Here is a 17,959-nt window from a genome sequence, read left to right as displayed (position 1 = left end):
GGTAAACCCGCGCCTACAGGGGCAGCGATAATCCTGTAGGCGCGGGTTTACCCGCGAAAGGGCCGGCACTGACAACACACATTCAGAATAAAAAAACGGGAACCCGAAGGTTCCCGTTTTTTCATTGCCTTACAAGCGAATCAGCGTGGAAACGCTGGCGGGTTCACACCGGCCATGTCTTCCATCACACGAACCACCTGGCAGCTATAACCAAATTCGTTGTCGTACCAGACGTACAGAACAACGCGGTTGTCGTTGGCGATGGTCGCCTCTGCGTCAACCACACCGGCATGGCGCGAGCCGACGAAGTCGGTCGAAACCACTTCCTGCGAAGCCACGTAGTCGATCTGCTTGTGCAGCTCCGAGTGCATGGCGGTCTGGCGCAGGTACTCGTTGATCTCGTCGCGGGTGGTGGCCTTTTCCAGATTCAGGTTCAGGATGGCCATCGAAACGTTCGGCGTCGGAACACGAATCGCGTTGCCGGTCAGCTTGCCCTTCAGCACTGGCAGTGCCTTGGCAGCAGCGGTGGCGGCGCCGGTTTCGGTGATTACCATGTTCAGCGGCGCGGCACGGCCACGGCGGCTGCCCTTGTGGAAGTTGTCGATCAGGTTCTGGTCGTTGGTGAACGAGTGAACGGTTTCGACGTGGCCGTTGACGATGCCGTACTGGTCGTTGATGGCCTTGAGCACCGGCACGATGGCGTTGGTGGTGCAGGAGGCCGCCGAGATGATCTTGTCATCGGCAGTGATGTCACCGTGGTTGATACCGTGCACGATGTTCTTCAGCGCGCCCTTGCCAGGTGCGGTGAGGATCACGCGGGCAGCACCCGGGCAGGCCAGGTGCTGGCCCAGGCCGTCGGCGTCACGCCATACGCCGGTGTTGTCGACGATGAGCGCATTGTCGATGCCGTACTGGGTGTAGTCGACTTCGCTCGGGCTCTTGGCGTAGATAACCTGGATCAGGTTGCCGTTGGCGGTGATGGTGTTGTTGGCTTCGTCGATGGTGATGGTGCCATCGAACGGGCCGTGCACCGAGTCACGGCGCAGCAGGCTGGCACGCTTGACCAGGTCGTTTTCGGCGCCTTTGCGCACGACGATGGCACGCAGACGCAGGCCGTCACCACCACCGGTCTTCTCGATCAGGATGCGCGCCAGCAGGCGGCCGATGCGACCGAAGCCGTACAGGACAACGTCGGTGCCTTTGCGCGCCGAAGCGTTCTGCTGACCGACCACGTCGGCCAGCTCTTCACGGACGAACTGCTCGGCAGTGCGGCCATTGCCTTCCTGCTTGAACTTGTTGGCCAGCTTGCCCAGGTCGACCGATGCGGCGCCCAGTTTCAGCTCGCTCATGGCCTTGAGCAGGGGGAATGTCTCGTGGACGGACAGTTCGGTTTCGTCGGTTTGGCGGTGGCGCGCAAAGCGGTGCGCCTTGAGGATCGAGATAACCGAACGGTTGATCAGGCTGCGGCCATAAATCGAGCTCACCACATTGTTATTGCGGTAGAGCTGACCGATAAGCGGGATCATCGCTTCAGCCAGGGCTTCACGATCAATCCACTCACCAAGACACTGGTCGGGCTTCTGAGTCACGGGAACCTTCCACATGTAGGGACAGAAAAAAGGGGCTACATTATGACGCCCCAACGCGGAACCGGCAATGAGTGCCTGTCACAGTGACGCAAGCCAGCGTTCATGCCCTTTCGAGCCTGACAGCCGGCACTGTCACCGGTACAATCGGTCTCTTTGCCGCAACGCTTGGAGTGCAATCTCCCGTGTCAGTTCTGCGCCTACCGCAAATGTCGGCCACGGCCGGCAAACAAACCTGGGGCAACCTGCCCGGTGCCGCCCTCAGCCTTGCCATCGCCGAAGCCGCCAGCAGCGCTGGCCGCTTCACCCTGCTGCTGACGGCCGACAGCCAGGCCGCCGACCGTCTGGAGCAGGAGCTGCGCTTCTTTGCCCCAGACCTGCCAGTGCTGCCGTTCCCCGATTGGGAAACCCTGCCCTACGACCTGTTCTCGCCGCACCAGGACATCATCTCCCAGCGCATCGCCAGCCTGTACCGCCTGCCGGAGCTGAGCCACGGCATCCTCGTGGTGCCGATCACCACCGCCCTGCACCGCCTGGCACCCACGCGTTTTCTGCTGGGCAGCAGCCTGGTGCTGGATGTGGGCCAGACGATCGACGTGGAACAGATGCGCCTGCGCCTGGAGGCCAGCGGCTACCGTTGTGTCGACACCGTCTACGAGCATGGCGAGTTCGCCGTGCGCGGCGCGCTGATCGACCTGTTCCCGATGGGCAGCAAACTGCCCTATCGCATCGACCTGTTCGATAACGAGATCGAAACGCTGCGCACCTTCGACCCCGAGACCCAGCGCTCGATCGACAAGGTGGATTCGGTGCGCCTGCTGCCGGCACGCGAATTCCCGATGCAGAAGGAAGAAGTGACCCGCTTCAAGGCACGCTTTCGCGAGCGCTTCGACGTCGACTTCCGCCGCAGTGCAATCTTCCAGGACCTGGCCAGCGGCATCATCCCCGCCGGTATCGAGTACTACCTGCCGCTGTTCTTCGAAGAAACCTCGACCCTGTTCGACTACCTGCCGACCGACACCCAGGTGTTCTCGCTACCCGGTGTGGAACAGGCCGCCGAGCACTTCTGGAACGACGTGCGCGGGCGCTATGAAGACCGCCGCGGCGACCTCAGCCGGCCGCTGTTGCCGCCGGCCGAGCTGTTCCTGCCGGTGGAAGATTGCTTCGCCCGGCTCAAGCAGTGGCCCCGGGTGGTGGTCAGCAGCGAAGCGCTGGAGCCTGGCGTGGGCCGCGAGCGCTTCCCGGCGCGCGCCCTGCCCAACCTGGCCATCGAGGCCAAGGCCAACCAGCCGCTGGCCGAGCTGGCCAACTTCCTCGACCAGTTCCCCGGCCGCGTGCTCTTCACCGCCGAATCAGCGGGCCGCCGGGAAGTGCTGCTGGAACTGCTCGAACGGCTGAAGCTGCGCCCGCATACCGTCGAAGGCTGGGACGATTTCATTACCGGTGCCGAGCGCCTGGCGATCACCATCGCCCCGCTGGACGACGGCCTGCTGCTGGACGATCCAGGGCTGGCCCTGATTGCCGAAAGCCCACTGTTCGGCCAGCGAGTGATGCAGCGCCGGCGCCGTGACAAGCGCGGCGAAACCGCCAACGACGCGGTCATCAAGAACCTCACCGAGCTGCGCGAAGGTGCGCCGGTGGTGCACATCGACCATGGCGTCGGGCGCTACCTGGGCCTGGCCACGCTGGAAATCGACGGCCAGGCCGCCGAATTCCTGACGCTGGAATACGCCGAGAACGCCAAGCTGTATGTGCCGGTGGCCAACCTGCACCTGATCGCCCGCTACACCGGCAGCGACGACGCCCTGGCTCCGTTGCACCGGCTGGGTTCGGAGGCCTGGCAGAAAGCCAAGCGCAAGGCCGCCGAACAGGTCCGCGACGTGGCCGCCGAACTGCTCGACATCTATGCCCGCCGCGCCGCGCGCAAGGGCTACGCGTTTGCCGACCCGTCCGCCGACTACGCCACTTTCAGCGCCGGCTTCCCGTTCGAGGAAACCCCGGACCAGCAGGCCGCCATCGAGGCCGTGCGCGCCGACATGCTGGCACCCAAGCCAATGGACCGCCTGGTCTGCGGCGACGTGGGCTTCGGCAAGACCGAAGTGGCCATGCGCGCGGCGTTCATCGCCGTGCACAGTGGCCGCCAGGTGGCCGTACTGGTGCCCACCACCCTGCTTGCCCAGCAGCATTACAACAGCTTCCGCGACCGCTTTGCCGACTGGCCCGTGACCGTGGAAGTGATGAGCCGCTTCAAATCGGCCAAAGAAGTGGCCGCCGCCGCCGCGGACCTTGCCGAAGGCAAGATCGACATTCTCATCGGCACCCACAAGCTGCTGCAGGACGACGTACGCTTCAAAGACCTGGGCCTGGCCATCATCGATGAAGAGCACCGCTTTGGCGTGCGCCAGAAAGAACAGCTGAAGGCGCTGCGCAGCGAGGTCGATATCCTCACCCTGACCGCCACGCCGATTCCGCGCACGCTGAACATGGCGGTGGCGGGCATGCGCGACCTGTCGATCATCGCCACGCCGCCAGCACGCCGCCTGTCGGTGCGCACCTTCGTCATGGAACAGAACAAGAGCACGGTCAAGGAGGCGCTGCTGCGCGAACTGTTGCGCGGTGGCCAGGTGTATTACCTGCACAACGATGTGAAAACCATCGAAAAATGCGCCGCCGACCTTGCCGAGCTGGTGCCCGAGGCACGCATCGGCATCGGCCACGGGCAAATGCGCGAACGCGAGCTGGAACAGGTGATGAGCGATTTCTACCACAAGCGTTTCAACGTGCTGGTGGCCTCGACCATTATCGAAACCGGTATCGACGTGCCCAGCGCCAACACGATCGTCATCGAGCGCGCCGACAAGTTCGGCCTGGCCCAGCTGCACCAGCTGCGTGGCCGGGTTGGCCGTAGTCACCACCAGGCCTACGCCTACCTGCTCACACCTACCCGTCAGAAGGTGAGCGCCGACGCCGAAAAGCGCCTGGAGGCGATCGCCAACACGCAAGACCTTGGCGCAGGCTTTGTGCTGGCCACCAACGACCTGGAAATCCGCGGTGCCGGCGAGCTGCTGGGCGAAGGCCAGAGCGGGCAGATCCAGGCAGTGGGCTTCACCCTGTACATGGAAATGCTCGAACGTGCGGTCAAGGCAATCCGAAAAGGTACCCAGCCGAACCTTGAGCAACCCCTGGGTGGCGGCCCGGAGATCAACCTGCGCCTGCCGGCACTGATCCCCGAGGACTACCTGCCTGACGTGCATGCGCGCCTGATCCTGTACAAACGCATTGCCTCGGCTGCCGACGAGGAGGGCCTCAAGGACTTGCAGGTCGAGATGATCGACCGCTTCGGCTTGCTGCCAGAGCCGACCAAGAACCTGATGCGCCTGACGTCACTCAAGCTGCACGCGGAAAAGCTCGGCATCAAGAAAGTCGATGCGGGGCCCAACGGTGGCAAGCTCGAGTTCGAAGCCGAAACACCGGTCGACCCACTGACCCTGATCAAGCTGATCCAGGGTCAACCCAAACGCTACAAGTTCGAAGGCGCCACCCAGTTCCGCTTCCTGGTACCGATGGAACGCCCCGACGAACGTTTCAATACCCTGGAGGCGCTGTTCGAGCGCCTGACCCCACAGCCTGCCTAAGGAAGACTCATGCGTGCCATCCGTTGCCTGACCCTGCTGCTGGCGCTGTTCGCCCCAGCGGCCTTCGCCGAAGGCCTGTATCAGGTAGAAATGATTCTGGTGCGGCAGAACAGCGTGCCCGCCTTCACCAGCCCGTTCGCCCCCGAAGACTGGAGCGCTGGCGCCCCACGCCTGGCGAAAGAGGCCGAGCGCCCCCCAGCACTTGAAGATGAAGCCACCCGCCTGGAAGCCACCGCCGACTACACGGTGCTGATGCACAAGGCCTGGCAACAGCAGGTGGGCAGCGAACCCAGCCGCATCGCCCTGGGCGAAGGCACCGAACAGTTCGGGCACTTCCCTATCGAAGGCAACCTGAGCATCGCTGAAGGCCGCTTCATCACCGTCGAGGCCAACTTCTGGGTCAACCAGCTGGATGGCAACGGCAACGTGCTGCAAAGCGAGCAGTTCAGGCAAAGCAACAGCAACGTCAAGGGCGGCCAGCTGACCTTTCTCGACGGCGGGCACCTGGCGGTGCTGCTGAAGGTGACCCCACCAGGCACGCCGAAAATGCCGGTGATGGACCCGGAGATGATGGAGCAGTAAGCCCATGAAGGACGATGCCGCCGAAATGGTGAACGCCTATCCGAACTGGATTCAATCGTTCAGCAAAGCTGCCCTGCAGCGCGGTGAGCGCTATGCCGAGGAAGGCAGGGCCGAACTGGAAGGCATTCATGGGCCAACCATAACGGCCAGTTGCCAGGGGAGCGGCAACAACCACTACCGGCAACACATCAAGTTGCACGTAGCGGGCGGCCGGTGCCATGTGCGCGGTGACTGCGATTGCCCGGTACGGCAAAACTGCAAGCATTGCGCCGCTGTCCTTTTCTGCGTCAGCGAGCGCTTTTCCAGCAGTAAGGACACGCAAGCCAACCCGGGCGCCTTGTCCGCCGAACTGCAGCACTGGTTGAGCGGCCTGGAGCAGGCCCCACCCAAGACCGACGCGACCGAAGACAAACGCGGGCGCATGGTGTGCTATCAGCTGCAGCTCACCGACGATGCGGGCTGCGCCCTGCTTGTGCGCAAGGGCACGCGAACGGAGGACGGCATCCGCTTCAGCCGCGTCCAGTCCCTTTACGATTTCCTCTACGAGCCACCGCGCTTCGTAACAGACGAAGACATCCGCATTCTGCGCCTGCTCTCGGCCCTGAATCAGGGCGGCGGCCAGGATCGCGGCTACCGACTGAAGGGCCATGAAGGTGGCGAGCTGTTCCAGCGCGCCCTCGAAACCGGGCGGATGTTCTTCGACACCGACCTCCCCCTGCTTCATGAAGGCCCGGTGCGCCACGCCGAGTTTCGCTGGGTACGCCTGGACAACGGAAATTACCGGGGGCGGTGGTACAGCGGCGAAGCGATGCTGCGCTGCGTCATCCCGCTGCTGCCGCTTTACTACCTGGACCTGCCGACCCGTGAAGTGGGCAAGGTCGAGCACAGCCTGGATCCCCACGTCGCCGTACAGCTGACTATTGCACCCGACGTGCCGGAACACCTGGTCGTACCCCTGAGCCACAAGCTCAATGCCCTCAGCCATAAGGTGCCGACCCCGACGCAAGTGCAGGAGCAGTTGCTCGATAACATCCAGCCAAAGCCCCTTCTTGCTCTCGGCAGCCTTGAATACACCGCCTACATGCCGAAAACCGGTCGCATGCAACGGCAAATGCAACACCGCGCCGCATTGGCGTTCGATTATGACGGCTTGCAGGCCAGCGGCACCGACGAAAAGCCGCTGACCCGCCTGGCAGGCAGCACCAGCCAGCGCATTCGCCGCCAGACTCAAGCCGAGCAGGCGCTGCGCAAGGTACTGCGCGATTTCGGCTTCAAGCCCGCCACACGGCAGAGCAAGGCCCTACCCGACAGCGCCGGCGAAATGCACCAGTTGCCTGACGACGAAGCCTGGCTGCGCTTTGCCCGCGAAGGCCTGCCGCGCCTGCGCGAAGCCGGCTGGGACATCGATATTCACCGCGACTTCGCCTTCAACCTGCAGGAGGTGGACGACTGGTATGCAACCATCGACGAAGCGCCTGGCCATGAATGGTTCGACCTGGAACTCGGCATCGTGGTCGATGGCCAGCGCCACAGCCTGCTGCCGATCGTGTTGCACCTGCTGCGCAGCAGCCCGGAGCTGCTACGCCCTAGCGAACTGGCCCGGCGCAGCGATGATGAACACCTGCTGATCGACCTCAATCGCGGCCGTCTCGATGCCCCGGCTTTGCGCGTCGCCCTGCCCTATGGCCGCATCAAGGCAGTCATGGGCACCCTGGGCGAGCTCTACCTGCACGAGGACACTGCAGGCCCGTCCCTGCGCATGGAGCGCGCCGACGCCGCGCGTCTGAACGAAATAGAAGGCCTGCCCCTGCACTGGGAAGGTGGCGAGCACGTACGCGATCTGGGCCGGCGCCTGCGCGATGCCCGGGACCTGCAGGTAGAACCGCCCACAGGGCTGCAGGCCAGCTTGCGCCCCTATCAGCAGCAAGGCTTGAACTGGCTGCAGGCCCTGCGCGAGATGGGTACCGGCGGTATCCTCGGCGACGACATGGGCCTGGGCAAGACCCTGCAGGCCTTGGCCCATCTGCTGCTGGAGAAACAGTGCGGGCGCCTGAATGCACCGGCCCTGGCAGTCATGCCGACCAGCCTCATACCCAACTGGCTGGACGAAGCCCAGCGCTTCGCCCCCGACCTGCGCGTCCTGGCACTGCATGGGCCGGGGCGCAGCAAGCACTTCACCAAACTCCATGAGTACGATCTGGTCCTGACCACTTACGCCTTGATGCCACGCGACCTGGAACAGCTGCGCCCCCAGGCCTGGCACGTGCTGATACTGGACGAGGCGCAAAACATCAAGAGCAGCAGCAGCAAGGCTGCCCTCGCCGTCTGCGAGCTACAGGCCGGGCAGCGCCTGTGCCTGACCGGCACGCCAATGGAAAACAACCTGGGCGAACTGTGGTCGATCTTCCACTTCCTGATGCCCGGCTGGCTGGGCGACCTGAAGCGCTTCAACCAGGATTACCGCAACCCGATCGAGCGCCACGGTGACAGCGAGCGCATGGCCCACCTGGCCAGCCGCATCCGGCCGTTCCTGCTGCGCCGCACCAAGGAGCAGGTAGCCACAGAACTGCCGGCCAAGACCGAGATGGTGCACTGGGTCGAGCTCAGTGATGCCCAGCGCGATACGTACGAAGCCGTGCGAGTGGCCATGGACCAGAAAGTCCGCGACGAAATCGCCCGCAATGGCGCCGCACGCAGCCAGATCGTGATCCTCGATGCGTTGCTCAAGCTGCGCCAGGTGTGCTGTGACCTGCGCCTGGTCAAGGGGGTAGAAAGCAAAGGCAACCAGGCCGACAAGGGCAAGCTGGGTGCGCTGCTGGAGATGCTCGAAGAACTGCTCAGCGAAGGGCGCCGGGTGTTGTTGTTCTCACAGTTCACCTCGATGCTGGCGCTGATCGAGCAGGAGCTTGAGAAGCGCAAAATCCGTTACAGCCTGCTGACCGGTGATACTCGCGACCGTCGCACGCCAGTGCAGCAGTTCCAGCAAGGTGAAAGCGAAGTGTTCCTGATCAGCCTCAAGGCAGGGGGCGTAGGCTTGAACCTGACGGCGGCGGACACCGTGATCCACTTCGACCCCTGGTGGAACCCGGCCAGCGAAAACCAAGCTACCGACCGTGCCTACCGCATCGGCCAGGACAAGCCGGTGTTCGTGTTCAAGCTGATTACCCGGGGTACGGTGGAAGAGAAGATCCAGTTGTTGCAGCAGGAAAAGGCAGCACTGGCGGCCAGCCTGCTGGACGGCGGGCAGGCTGGGCAATGGCGGCTTGGCGATGAAGAAATCGAGGCCCTGTTTGCGCCATTGCCTGGAAAGCGCGGGCGGTAGACCAAAAGCGGATACAGCCTGTGCGGGCCTCTTCGCGGGCAAGCCCGCGCCTACACACGCATCGGTGATTCGGCACAGGCCGCTGTAGGAGCGGGTTTACCCGCGAAGAGGCCGGACCTGCCGGCCAATTACCACCCGCCGTTCACCGTTGCCGCCGCCACCGTATCCGCGGGTAAACCCGCGCCTACAGGCACGCATCGGTGGTTCGGCACAGGTCGTCGTAGGAGCGGGTTTACCCGCGAAGAGGCCGGACCTGCTGGCCAATTACCACCCGCCGTTCACCGTTGCCGCCGCCACCGTATTCGCGGGTAAACCCGCTCCTACAAGCATGAGATGCGGTACCTGTGAGCGCGAACAGGCCAGCAGTCAATCGACCAGCTGAGCTTCCCTCAACGCCCCCAACGCCTCCAGCCAGCGCGGCTGCTGGCGATAATCGGTCCGCGCAAACCCTTGCCCACGCATCCGGGCAATCCGCGGCGATGGCTTGACCTTCATGCGCTGCGCCGCACTCAGCGCCAGCTCCGCCGCCGCCCGGTCATTGCACACCAGGCCCATATCACAACCGGCGCTCAGCGCCGCCTCGATACGGCTGGCCGCGTCGCCAACCACATGCGCACCAGCCATCGACAGGTCATCACTGAAAATCACCCCATCAAAGCCCAGCTCGCCACGCAGGATGTCCTGCAACCAACGCCGCGAGAAGCCAGCGGGCTGGTTGTCAACCTGCGGGTAGATGACATGCGCCGGCATCACTGCCGCCAGTTGCCCACTCAGGCGGGTAAACGGCACCAGGTCGGCCTGGCGCAGTTGTTCCAGGCTGCGCTCATCGGTGGGGATGGCCACATGCGAATCGGCTTCGGCCCAGCCATGCCCTGGGAAATGCTTGCCACACGCGGCCATACCTGCCGCATTCATGCCACGGATGAACGCGCCGGCCAGTCGCGTTGCACGCAGCGGGTCACCCTCGAAGGCGCGGCTGCCCACCACGGCGCTACGCTGGTGGTCCAGGTCGAGCACCGGAGCAAAGCTGAGGTCCAGGCCAACTGCCAGTACCTCGGTCGCCATCAGCCAGCCGCACTGTTCAGCCAGGTATTCAGCATTGTCGTTATCGGCCAGCGCACGCATGGCCGGCAGGCGCACAAAGCCCTGGCGCAGACGCTGTACGCGACCACCTTCCTGATCCACTGCCAGGATCAGCTCGGGGCGAATGGCGCGGATGGACGCGCACAGTTCGCGCACCTGGCGCGGGCTGTCGATATTGCGGGCGAAGATGATCAGGCCAGCCACTTCCGGCTGGCGAAGCAGTTGACGGTCTTCGGCGGTCAGCCATTTACCGGCGATATCCACCATCAGGGAGCCTTGCAGGCTGACAGTCATGGGTAATCCTTCATTGAAGACAGAGAGAAGCCCACCGGGGGGCAGCAGACACCGGCAGACACGCGCTGTTGGCCACAGGCGAAGCCATAAAGGCGCTGGTCAGCAAGGGAAATGTGAAGTAGATCGAGATAGGGCATGGGCGCTAGCTTAGCGGAAGCGCCCCGCCACGCCCAGCCTTCAGGCCTTGGCGGTAGCCGAACTGGTCTTGGTTCGCGGACGCAGCTGCGCAGTGGCCATCGCCTCGTCGGTCACACCGCTGTCAGCGCGCATGCCTGCCGCCAGGAACGGCACCATCAGGCGCATCACCTGCTCGATCGAGGTATTGATGCCGAAGTCAGTCTCGGCAATCGCCCGCAAGGCCTTGATACCGGACATGCTGAAGGCCGCGGCACCCAGCATGAAGTGCACACGCCAGAACAGTTCCAGTGGCGGAATGCGTGGCGCAGCCTCGTTCACCAGCAGCATGTAGCGGCGGAACACCTTGCCGTACATGTCTTCCAGATAGCGCCGCAGGTGACCCTGGCTCTGGCTGAACGCCAGACCCAGCAGGCGCATGAAGATCGACAGGTCGTTGTTGCTACGCGGCTGCACGGCCAGCGCCTGCTCTACGAGCATTTCCAGCAGTTCTTCAAGGCTGGGCTTTTGCTCCGGCTTGGCCTGGCGGCGCTCCAGCTCACGCTCGAGACTGGCGCAGAATGGGCCGAGGAAACGCGAAAAAACAGCCTGGATCAGCGCCTTCTTGGAGCCGAAATGATAGTTGACTGCCGCCAGGTTGACCCCGGCCTTGCTGGTAATCAGCCGCAACGAGGTTTCGGCGAACCCCCTTTCCGCGAACAGCTGCTCGGCAGCATCGAGAATGCGTTCAACGGTTTCCGATTGGGCCATGACTACTCCGACTACTCCGTCAGACAAACAGGTGTTTGAAACATACGTTTCAGCCCTGCTTCTGTCAAGGCTCGGTGACTGGGCGGTCGCCATTTAAAAGCGCCAGCCGGCCCACTGCAAGCGCCACCTCTTCTGTTTATTGCGGTTTTTGGCTTGCAGCGCACCCAGTACTGTATATAATCCCAGTCACTGTACAAAAAGACAGAGCGCTTACCATGTTGAAACTGACGCCACGCCAAGCCGAAATTCTCGCGTTCATCAAGCGCTGCCTGGAAGACAACGGCTTCCCGCCTACCCGCGCCGAGATTGCTCAGGAGCTGGGCTTCAAGTCGCCCAATGCCGCCGAGGAGCACCTCAAGGCCCTTGCCCGCAAGGGCGCGATCGAAATGACGCCGGGCGCTTCCCGCGGCATCCGCATCCCTGGCCTGGAAGCTAAGGCCGAAGAAGCCGGCCTGCCCATCATCGGCCGGGTCGCTGCCGGTGCGCCGATTCTTGCCGAACAGCACATCGAGCAATCCTGCAACATCAACCCTGCCTTCTTCCACCCCCAAGCCGACTATTTGCTGCGCGTACACGGCATGAGCATGAAAGACGTCGGCATCTTCGACGGTGACCTGCTGGCGGTGCACACCTGCCGTGAAGCCCGTAACGGCCAGATCGTGGTGGCGCGCATCGGCGACGAAGTTACCGTCAAGCGCTTCAAGCGTGAAGGCAGCAAAGTCTGGCTGCTTGCCGAAAACCCCGAATTCGCCCCCATCGAAGTCGACCTGAAAGAACAGGAGCTGGTGATCGAGGGCTTGAGCGTCGGCGTCATTCGCCGCTGATCCAGGAGGCGTCATGCAGCAGTTCATTCACGCACCCGAGCAAGCCCAGTTGCCCCTGTTCGAAGCATTCCTCGCTCAGCCCGTGCTGCCTGGTTTGAAAGCCAGGGAACCGGCGCGCAAGAGCAGTCAGCCCGAGCTGTTCAGCGAACTGTCGCTGCGCGGTGCCCCTGGCCACTGCCAAAGCCTGCTGGCACCCGTGCTGCGCGAACTGAGCGAAGAGGACGAGGCCCGCTGGCTGACCCTGATCGCCCCACCGCCAAGCCTGACCCAGGCCTGGCTGCGCGATGCCGGGCTCAACCGTGAACGTATTCTGCTGCTGCAACCCCGGAGCAATCAAAGTGCGCTGCAACTGGCCTGTGAGGCTTTGCACCTGGGCCTCAGCCACACCGTGGTGAGCTGGCTGGGCAACGTCAATGCCACTGCACGCCAGCAACTGCTACGTGCAGCCAGTGCCGGAAACGCACAAAGCCTGAACATCCGCCTCGGCTGATGTTCAGGCTCTGCCTGTCACTTCAAATAGCCTGATACGCTGCTGCACACTCAGTGCAGCACACGCGGCCCTTCATCACGCTCGAGCTCGCCATCCATCAGGCGACCGGCCATCTGCACGCCCACACTGAGCATGGCCTTGGCCACTTCCACATGCTGACCCTGCAGGAACACCTTGGCGTCTTCCGAGAAATCCAGGGTTACCAGAGAGCCCTCATCCTCGGCGCGACGAAGCTCGATGCGGCCGTCAGGCAACTCGACAATTTCCAGAAAAGACGTAGACATAAATGGCAGTTCTCCGCGAAAGGCGATTATTGTACCAGCCGTTGCGGCTATCAGCACTCACTCAACGCGTCACGGAAACGTCTCACCAAACTTTTAAGGTCATTGCGCCAGCTTTCCAGCTCGGCACGCGACAGCGCTGGATGCTCAGGCTCATCAAGATTGACAGCTTGAATCAGGGGTTGGGTGACGTCGGTTTTCGGCGCTTTTCTGGCGACCGGTGGTCGGAACAAATCGGCATAAGCACCGAGCATTTGCGCCAGCCAGGTTTCCCGCTGGCGGGCCAGTTCCAGCAACTCGGCCACTTCCGGGATGGCGATACCGTTCAGGGCATCGTCGGCCAGGGCTTGCTCCACCGTTGCGACGACCGGCAGGCGATAGAAGCCCCCGATTTCATGGCACAGCCCCAACAGAGCGCCATACAGGTGGAACAGCGCCGACTCGCGCTCAGCCTGGACCAGGCCTTGGGCATTCATGGCCTGGCTTTGTTCAGCCTTGGCCATGGACTCGAGGGCGAGGCCGGCGAAGAACAGTTTCTGGTTGGTGCGGGTGTAGAGTTCCTGGGCCATTTCAGTGCCCTCCCATAAGGCTACAAGGCGGATATCTGCATCATAAATGATTGGGGCCGCTTTGCGCCCCTTCGCGGGCTTGCCCGCTCCCACAGGTATCGCGCCGCCCATGAATGTGGCGCTGTACTGGTGGGAGCGGGCAAGCCCGCGAAGGGGCGCAAAGCGGCCCCAAATCACAGCACCGATGGATCAGCGCTTGTCTTCAACCTTCCAGGCATTGCCGTCGTAAAACGCCTTCCAACCGGTTGGCTTGCCATCGACCTCGGACTGCACGTACTGCTCCTTGGTCTTGCGGCTGTAACGAATCACCGCCGGGCGGCCATCCGGGTCTTTCTGCGGCGCATCGCACAGGAAGTGGTACTTCGGGTCGATCTCATGCTTGTGCGGCACGATCTCCAGCACCAGCGGCGCACGGGTTTCGCGGTTCTTGGGGAACTGGCTGGCAGCCAGGAACAACCCAGAAGCACCGTCGCGCAGCACGTAGGTATCGTCGACCTTCTCGCACTTGAGCTCCGGCATGTCCACCTTGTCCATCTTCGGTGGCGCCGCCTCGCCGCTCTTGAGCAGCTTGCGGGTGTTCTTGCATGCCGGGTTGGTGCAGCCGAAGAACTTGCCGAAACGGCCGGTCTTCAATTGCATCTCGCTACCGCACTTGTCGCACTCCAGGCTCGGCCCTTCGTAACCCTTGATGCGGTAGTTGCCTTCCTCGATCTCGTAACCGACACAATCCGGGTTGTTACCGCAGATGTGCAGTTTGTGTTTCTCGTCCAGCAGGTAGGCGTCCATCGCGGTGGCGCAGATCGGGCAACGGTGCTTGCCCAGCAGTACGCGCGACTCCGACTCGCCCTCGTCGTCAGCGGCAATCTCGTCGCCCGGCACCAGGTTGACGGTAGCCTTGCAGCGCTCTTTCGGCGGCAGGCTGTAGCCAGAGCAGCCCAGGAACACACCCGTAGAAGCGGTGCGAATCATCATCGGCCGACCACATTCCTTGCATGGAATGTTGGTCATGGTCGGCTGGTTGGCGCGCATGCCGTCTTCGCTGGACTCGGCAGTCTGCAGCTTTTTGCTGAAATCGCCGTAGAACTCGTCGAGCACGTTCTTCCAGTCACGCTCGCCCTGGGCCACGTCGTCGAGGTTCTCTTCCATGTCGGCGGTAAAGCCGTAGTCCATCAGGTTGGAGAAGCTCTCCGACAAGCGCTCGGTGACGATATCGCCCATCTTCTCGGAGTAGAAGCGGCGGTTGTGCAGCGTCACATAGCCACGGTCCTGGATGGTGGAAATGATCGCCGCGTAGGTCGATGGGCGGCCAATGCCGCGCTTTTCCATTTCCTTGACCAGGCTGGCTTCGGTAAAGCGTGCAGGCGGCTTGGTAAAGTGCTGGCTCGGGTCGATCTGGATCAGTTTCAGCGCCTCACCCTGAACCATCTCTGGCAGCACGTCGTCTTCGCCCGGCTTGCTCTGCTGTGGCAGCACACGGGTGTAGCCGTCGAACTTGAGGATGCGGCCCTTGGCACGCAGCTCGAAATCGCCGGCAGCGACGGTAACACTGGTGGACAGGTACTGCGCTGGCGGCATCTGGCACGCCAGGAACTGGCGCCAGATCAGCTCGTACAGGCGCTCGGCGTCACGCTCCATGCCGCTGAGCTTGGTCGGGTGGGTATTCACGTCAGAAGGCCGAATCGCTTCGTGCGCCTCCTGGGCGCCCTCCTTGCTGCCGTAAACCAGTGGCGCCTCCGGCAGGTACTGCTTGCCGAACTCCCGCTCGATGTAGCTGCGTGCCATATCCAGGGCGTCAGCCGACAGGTTGGTCGAGTCGGTACGCATGTAGGTGATGTAACCCGCTTCGTACAAGCGCTGGGCCATCATCATGGTTTTCTTCACACCGAAGCCCAGGCGGTTACTGGCCGCTTGCTGCAAGGTGGACGTAATGAACGGTGCCGATGGCTTGCTGCTGGTCGGGCGGTCTTCGCGCTTGACCACGCTGTAACTGGAAGCCTTGAGCTTTTCCAGTGCAGCCATGGCCTGAGCTTCGTTCAGCGGCTTGAAGGCCTCGCCCTTCTCGCGCGCCACCTCGAAACGCACCTTGGCGTTCTTGGCGGTGCCGAGGTCGGCGTGGATCTCCCAATACTCTTCCGGGATGAACGCGCGGATCTCACGCTCTCGCTCAACCACCAGCTTCACCGCTACCGACTGCACACGGCCAGCGGACAGGCCACGGGCAATCTTGGCCCACAGCAGCGGCGAAACCATGTAACCGACCACGCGGTCGAGGAAACGCCGCGCCTGCTGGGCGTTGACCCGGTCGATGTCCAGCTCGCCTGGCTGCGAGAACGCTTCCTGAATGGCCTTCTTGGTAATTTCGTTGAACACCACGCGCTTGTAGCGGGTGTCGTCACCCCCGATGGCCTCGCGCAGGTGCCAGGCAATGGCTTCCCCTTCGCGGTCCAAGTCGGTTGCGAGATAGATGGTGTCGGCATCCTTGGCCAGGCGGCGCAGCTCTTCGATCACCTTTTCCTTGCCAGGCAGGATCTCGTACTTGGCCTTCCAGCCATGGTCGGGGTCGACGCCCATGCGTGCCACCAGCTGGCGGCGGGCCTTCTCTTTCGGCGAAAGCGCCGGCGCCTCACCCGCAGCCTTGCCACGCTTGGCGGCCGGCTCTTTGCTCGCGCTGGCCGAACCGCTGGTGGGGAGGTCTCGGATATGGCCGATACTCGACTTCACCACGTACTGGTTGCCCAGGTACTTGTTGATGGTCTTGGCCTTGGCCGGGGATTCCACAATGACCAGCGATTTGCCCATGGATCGGAGTATTCCTGAATCTGAAGATAAAAAACGCGCCAAGTGCCAGACGCGGCACCGCTATATATAGTGGCAAAAGTGTGAGGTCAAGCTCGGACGATCACGCGTGCGACTTGCCCAGCAACCCGGGCAGCCCCTCTTCGGCCTTGACCAAAGCAAAGCGTGGCACCTGCTCGCCGTCAAATTCGACGGACTCCTGGAACATCGAAAGGGGACGTACCCAGAAGCTGTAATCACCATACAGGCATTGGTAGAACACCATCCACTCTTCGGTTTCGGAGTGCCGCGCAACACTGAAGACACGGTACTCAGGCCCTTTGTAATGCCGGTATACGCCTGGTTGTATCTGCATGTTGCACACCTCCTGAAGAAAACCTGAAAAAACAAAACCGGGGCACTAGGCCCCGGCTGCTGTCCCGCTACGCGATCAGACGCGTTCGAAGACAGTGGTGATACCTTGGCCCAGGCCGACGCACATGGTCGCAACACCCAGCGTACCGCCATTTTGCTTCATGACGTTGAGCAGGGTGCCGGAAATCCGCGCCCCGGAGCAACCGAACGGGTGGCCCAAAGCAATGGCGCCGCCGTGCAGGTTAACCTTCTCATCCATCTTGTCGAGCACTTTCAAGTCTTTCAGCACGGGCAGGGCCTGTGCAGCGAAGGCTTCGTTGAGCTCGATGAAGTCAATATCGGCCATGGTCAAGCCCGCACGCTTGAGGGCTTTCTGGGTCGATGGCACCGGGCCGTAGCCCATGATTGCCGGGTCGACACCGGCAACTGCCATCGAACGGATCACCGCCAATGGCTGGATACCGAGGTCCATGGCACGCTGACCGGACATGACGATCATGCACGAGGCGCCGTCGGTGATCTGCGACGAGGTACCGGCCGTGACCGTACCGCCTTTCGGGTTGAACGCAGGCTTCAGCGATGCCAGGCCTTCGAGGGTGGTTTCCGGGCGAATGGTTTCGTCGAAATCGAACACCTTCAGGAAGCCGTTCTCGTCGTAGCCCTGCATCGGGATGATCTCGTCCTTGAACTTGCCTTCGACCGTGGCCTTGTGGGCCAGCTGGTGCGAACGCAAGCCGAACAGGTCCTGCTGCTCACGGGTGATGCCATGCATCTTGCCGAGCATTTCTGCAGTCAGGCCCATCATCCCGGAAGCCTTGGCGGCATGCAAGGACAGGTGCGGGTTGGGGTCTACGCCATGCATCATGCTGACGTGGCCCATGTGCTCCACGCCACCGACCACGAACACATCACCGTTACCGGTCATGATCGCCTGGGCGGCCGTGTGCAGCGCGCTCATGGACGAGCCGCACAGGCGGCTGACGGTCTGCGCCGCGGAAGTGTGCGGGATCTGGGTCATCAGCGAGGCCATGCGGGCGATGTTCCAGCCCTGCTCCAGGGTCTGGTTGACGCAGCCCCAGATCACGTCCTCGACTTCTTTCGGGTCAACCTTGCCGTTGCGTTCCAGCAGCTTGCTGATCAGGTGCGCCGACATGTCTTCGGCGCGGGTGTTGCGGTGCATGCCACCCTTGGAGCGGCCCATTGGCGTGCGACCGAAGTCGACAATCACCACGTCTCTTGGATTCAGGCTCATATCAAA

13 protein-coding genes are annotated in these 17,959 nt (G+C 62.7%); 5 read left to right on the top strand and 8 right to left on the bottom strand.

What is annotated here, in order from left to right; all coding sequences use genetic code 11:
* Nucleotides 1–140 precede the first annotated feature (140 nt).
* On the bottom strand, nt 141–1,604 hold the full coding sequence (locus tag AC3WLP_RS24050; protein WP_010953137.1) for a glyceraldehyde-3-phosphate dehydrogenase: 1,464 nt from the start codon (nt 1,602–1,604) through the stop codon (nt 141–143).
* A 167-nt stretch (nt 1,605–1,771) separates the two neighbouring features.
* On the opposite strand from AC3WLP_RS24050, the gene mfd reads away from it, so the two are divergent.
* From mfd to AC3WLP_RS24035, 3 genes are read left to right on the top strand one after another with little or no spacing between them, the layout of a single operon-like run.
* The gene (gene mfd, locus AC3WLP_RS24045) at nt 1,772–5,221 is read left to right on the top strand and encodes a transcription-repair coupling factor (protein ID WP_012053155.1); all 3,450 of its coding nucleotides are present in this window, start codon (nt 1,772–1,774) and stop codon (nt 5,219–5,221) included.
* A 9-nt stretch (nt 5,222–5,230) separates the two neighbouring features.
* On the top strand, nt 5,231–5,803 hold the full coding sequence (locus AC3WLP_RS24040) for a CsiV family protein (RefSeq protein WP_003248789.1): 573 nt from the start codon (nt 5,231–5,233) through the stop codon (nt 5,801–5,803).
* Nucleotides 5,804–5,807: 4 nt separating this feature from the next.
* Nucleotides 5,808–9,125: a DEAD/DEAH box helicase gene (locus AC3WLP_RS24035; RefSeq protein ID WP_088513652.1), complete on the top strand. Its 3,318-nt coding sequence runs from the start codon at nt 5,808–5,810 to the stop codon at nt 9,123–9,125.
* Between the two features lie 366 nt (nt 9,126–9,491).
* Here the strand turns inward: AC3WLP_RS24035 and nagZ are convergent, their stop codons facing one another.
* Entirely contained in the window at nt 9,492–10,490 is a 999-nt protein-coding gene (gene nagZ, locus AC3WLP_RS24030; RefSeq protein WP_178085923.1) for a beta-N-acetylhexosaminidase, read from the bottom strand.
* 189 nt (nt 10,491–10,679) lie between these two features.
* Nucleotides 10,680–11,387, bottom strand: coding sequence for a TetR/AcrR family transcriptional regulator (locus AC3WLP_RS24025; RefSeq protein WP_003248784.1), 708 nt, complete (start codon nt 11,385–11,387; stop codon nt 10,680–10,682).
* A 215-nt stretch (nt 11,388–11,602) separates the two neighbouring features.
* On the opposite strand from AC3WLP_RS24025, the gene lexA reads away from it, so the two are divergent.
* Together lexA and sulA are read left to right on the top strand one after the other, a co-directional pair.
* Nucleotides 11,603–12,211 carry a transcriptional repressor LexA gene (lexA, locus tag AC3WLP_RS24020; protein ID WP_010953131.1) on the top strand — a complete coding sequence of 203 codons (609 nt, stop codon included), beginning with the start codon at nt 11,603–11,605 and terminating at the stop codon, nt 12,209–12,211.
* Nucleotides 12,212–12,224: 13 nt separating this feature from the next.
* Entirely contained in the window at nt 12,225–12,701 is a 477-nt protein-coding gene (sulA, locus tag AC3WLP_RS24015) for an SOS-induced cell division inhibitor SulA (protein WP_014753928.1), read from the top strand.
* 50 nt (nt 12,702–12,751) lie between these two features.
* On the opposite strand, the gene AC3WLP_RS24010 is transcribed toward sulA, so the two are convergent.
* The 5 genes from AC3WLP_RS24010 to fadA all read right to left on the bottom strand — a co-directional run bounded on the left by AC3WLP_RS24010 (nt 12,752) and on the right by fadA (nt 17,953).
* Complete coding sequence (locus AC3WLP_RS24010) at nt 12,752–12,985, bottom strand: hypothetical protein (RefSeq protein ID WP_003248777.1); 234 nt, start codon at nt 12,983–12,985, stop codon at nt 12,752–12,754.
* 50 nt (nt 12,986–13,035) lie between these two features.
* Nucleotides 13,036–13,551, bottom strand: a complete 516-nt coding sequence (locus tag AC3WLP_RS24005) for a DUF6586 family protein (RefSeq protein WP_003248773.1) — start codon at nt 13,549–13,551, stop codon at nt 13,036–13,038.
* A gap of 189 nt (nt 13,552–13,740) precedes the next feature.
* Complete coding sequence (gene topA / locus AC3WLP_RS24000; protein WP_003248770.1) at nt 13,741–16,350, bottom strand: type I DNA topoisomerase; 2,610 nt, start codon at nt 16,348–16,350, stop codon at nt 13,741–13,743.
* Nucleotides 16,351–16,450: 100 nt separating this feature from the next.
* Nucleotides 16,451–16,702, bottom strand: a complete 252-nt coding sequence (locus AC3WLP_RS23995) for a DUF1653 domain-containing protein (RefSeq protein ID WP_003248769.1) — start codon at nt 16,700–16,702, stop codon at nt 16,451–16,453.
* Between the two features lie 75 nt (nt 16,703–16,777).
* On the bottom strand, nt 16,778–17,953 hold the full coding sequence (fadA, locus tag AC3WLP_RS23990) for an acetyl-CoA C-acyltransferase FadA (protein WP_003248768.1): 1,176 nt from the start codon (nt 17,951–17,953) through the stop codon (nt 16,778–16,780).
* Nucleotides 17,954–17,959: the final 6 nt, after the last annotated feature.

It is taken from the genome of Pseudomonas sp. FW305-E2 (genome assembly GCF_058782925.1).
The sequence above is the reverse complement of the archived record's forward strand: the minus strand, read 5'-3'. Positions and strand labels throughout refer to the sequence as shown.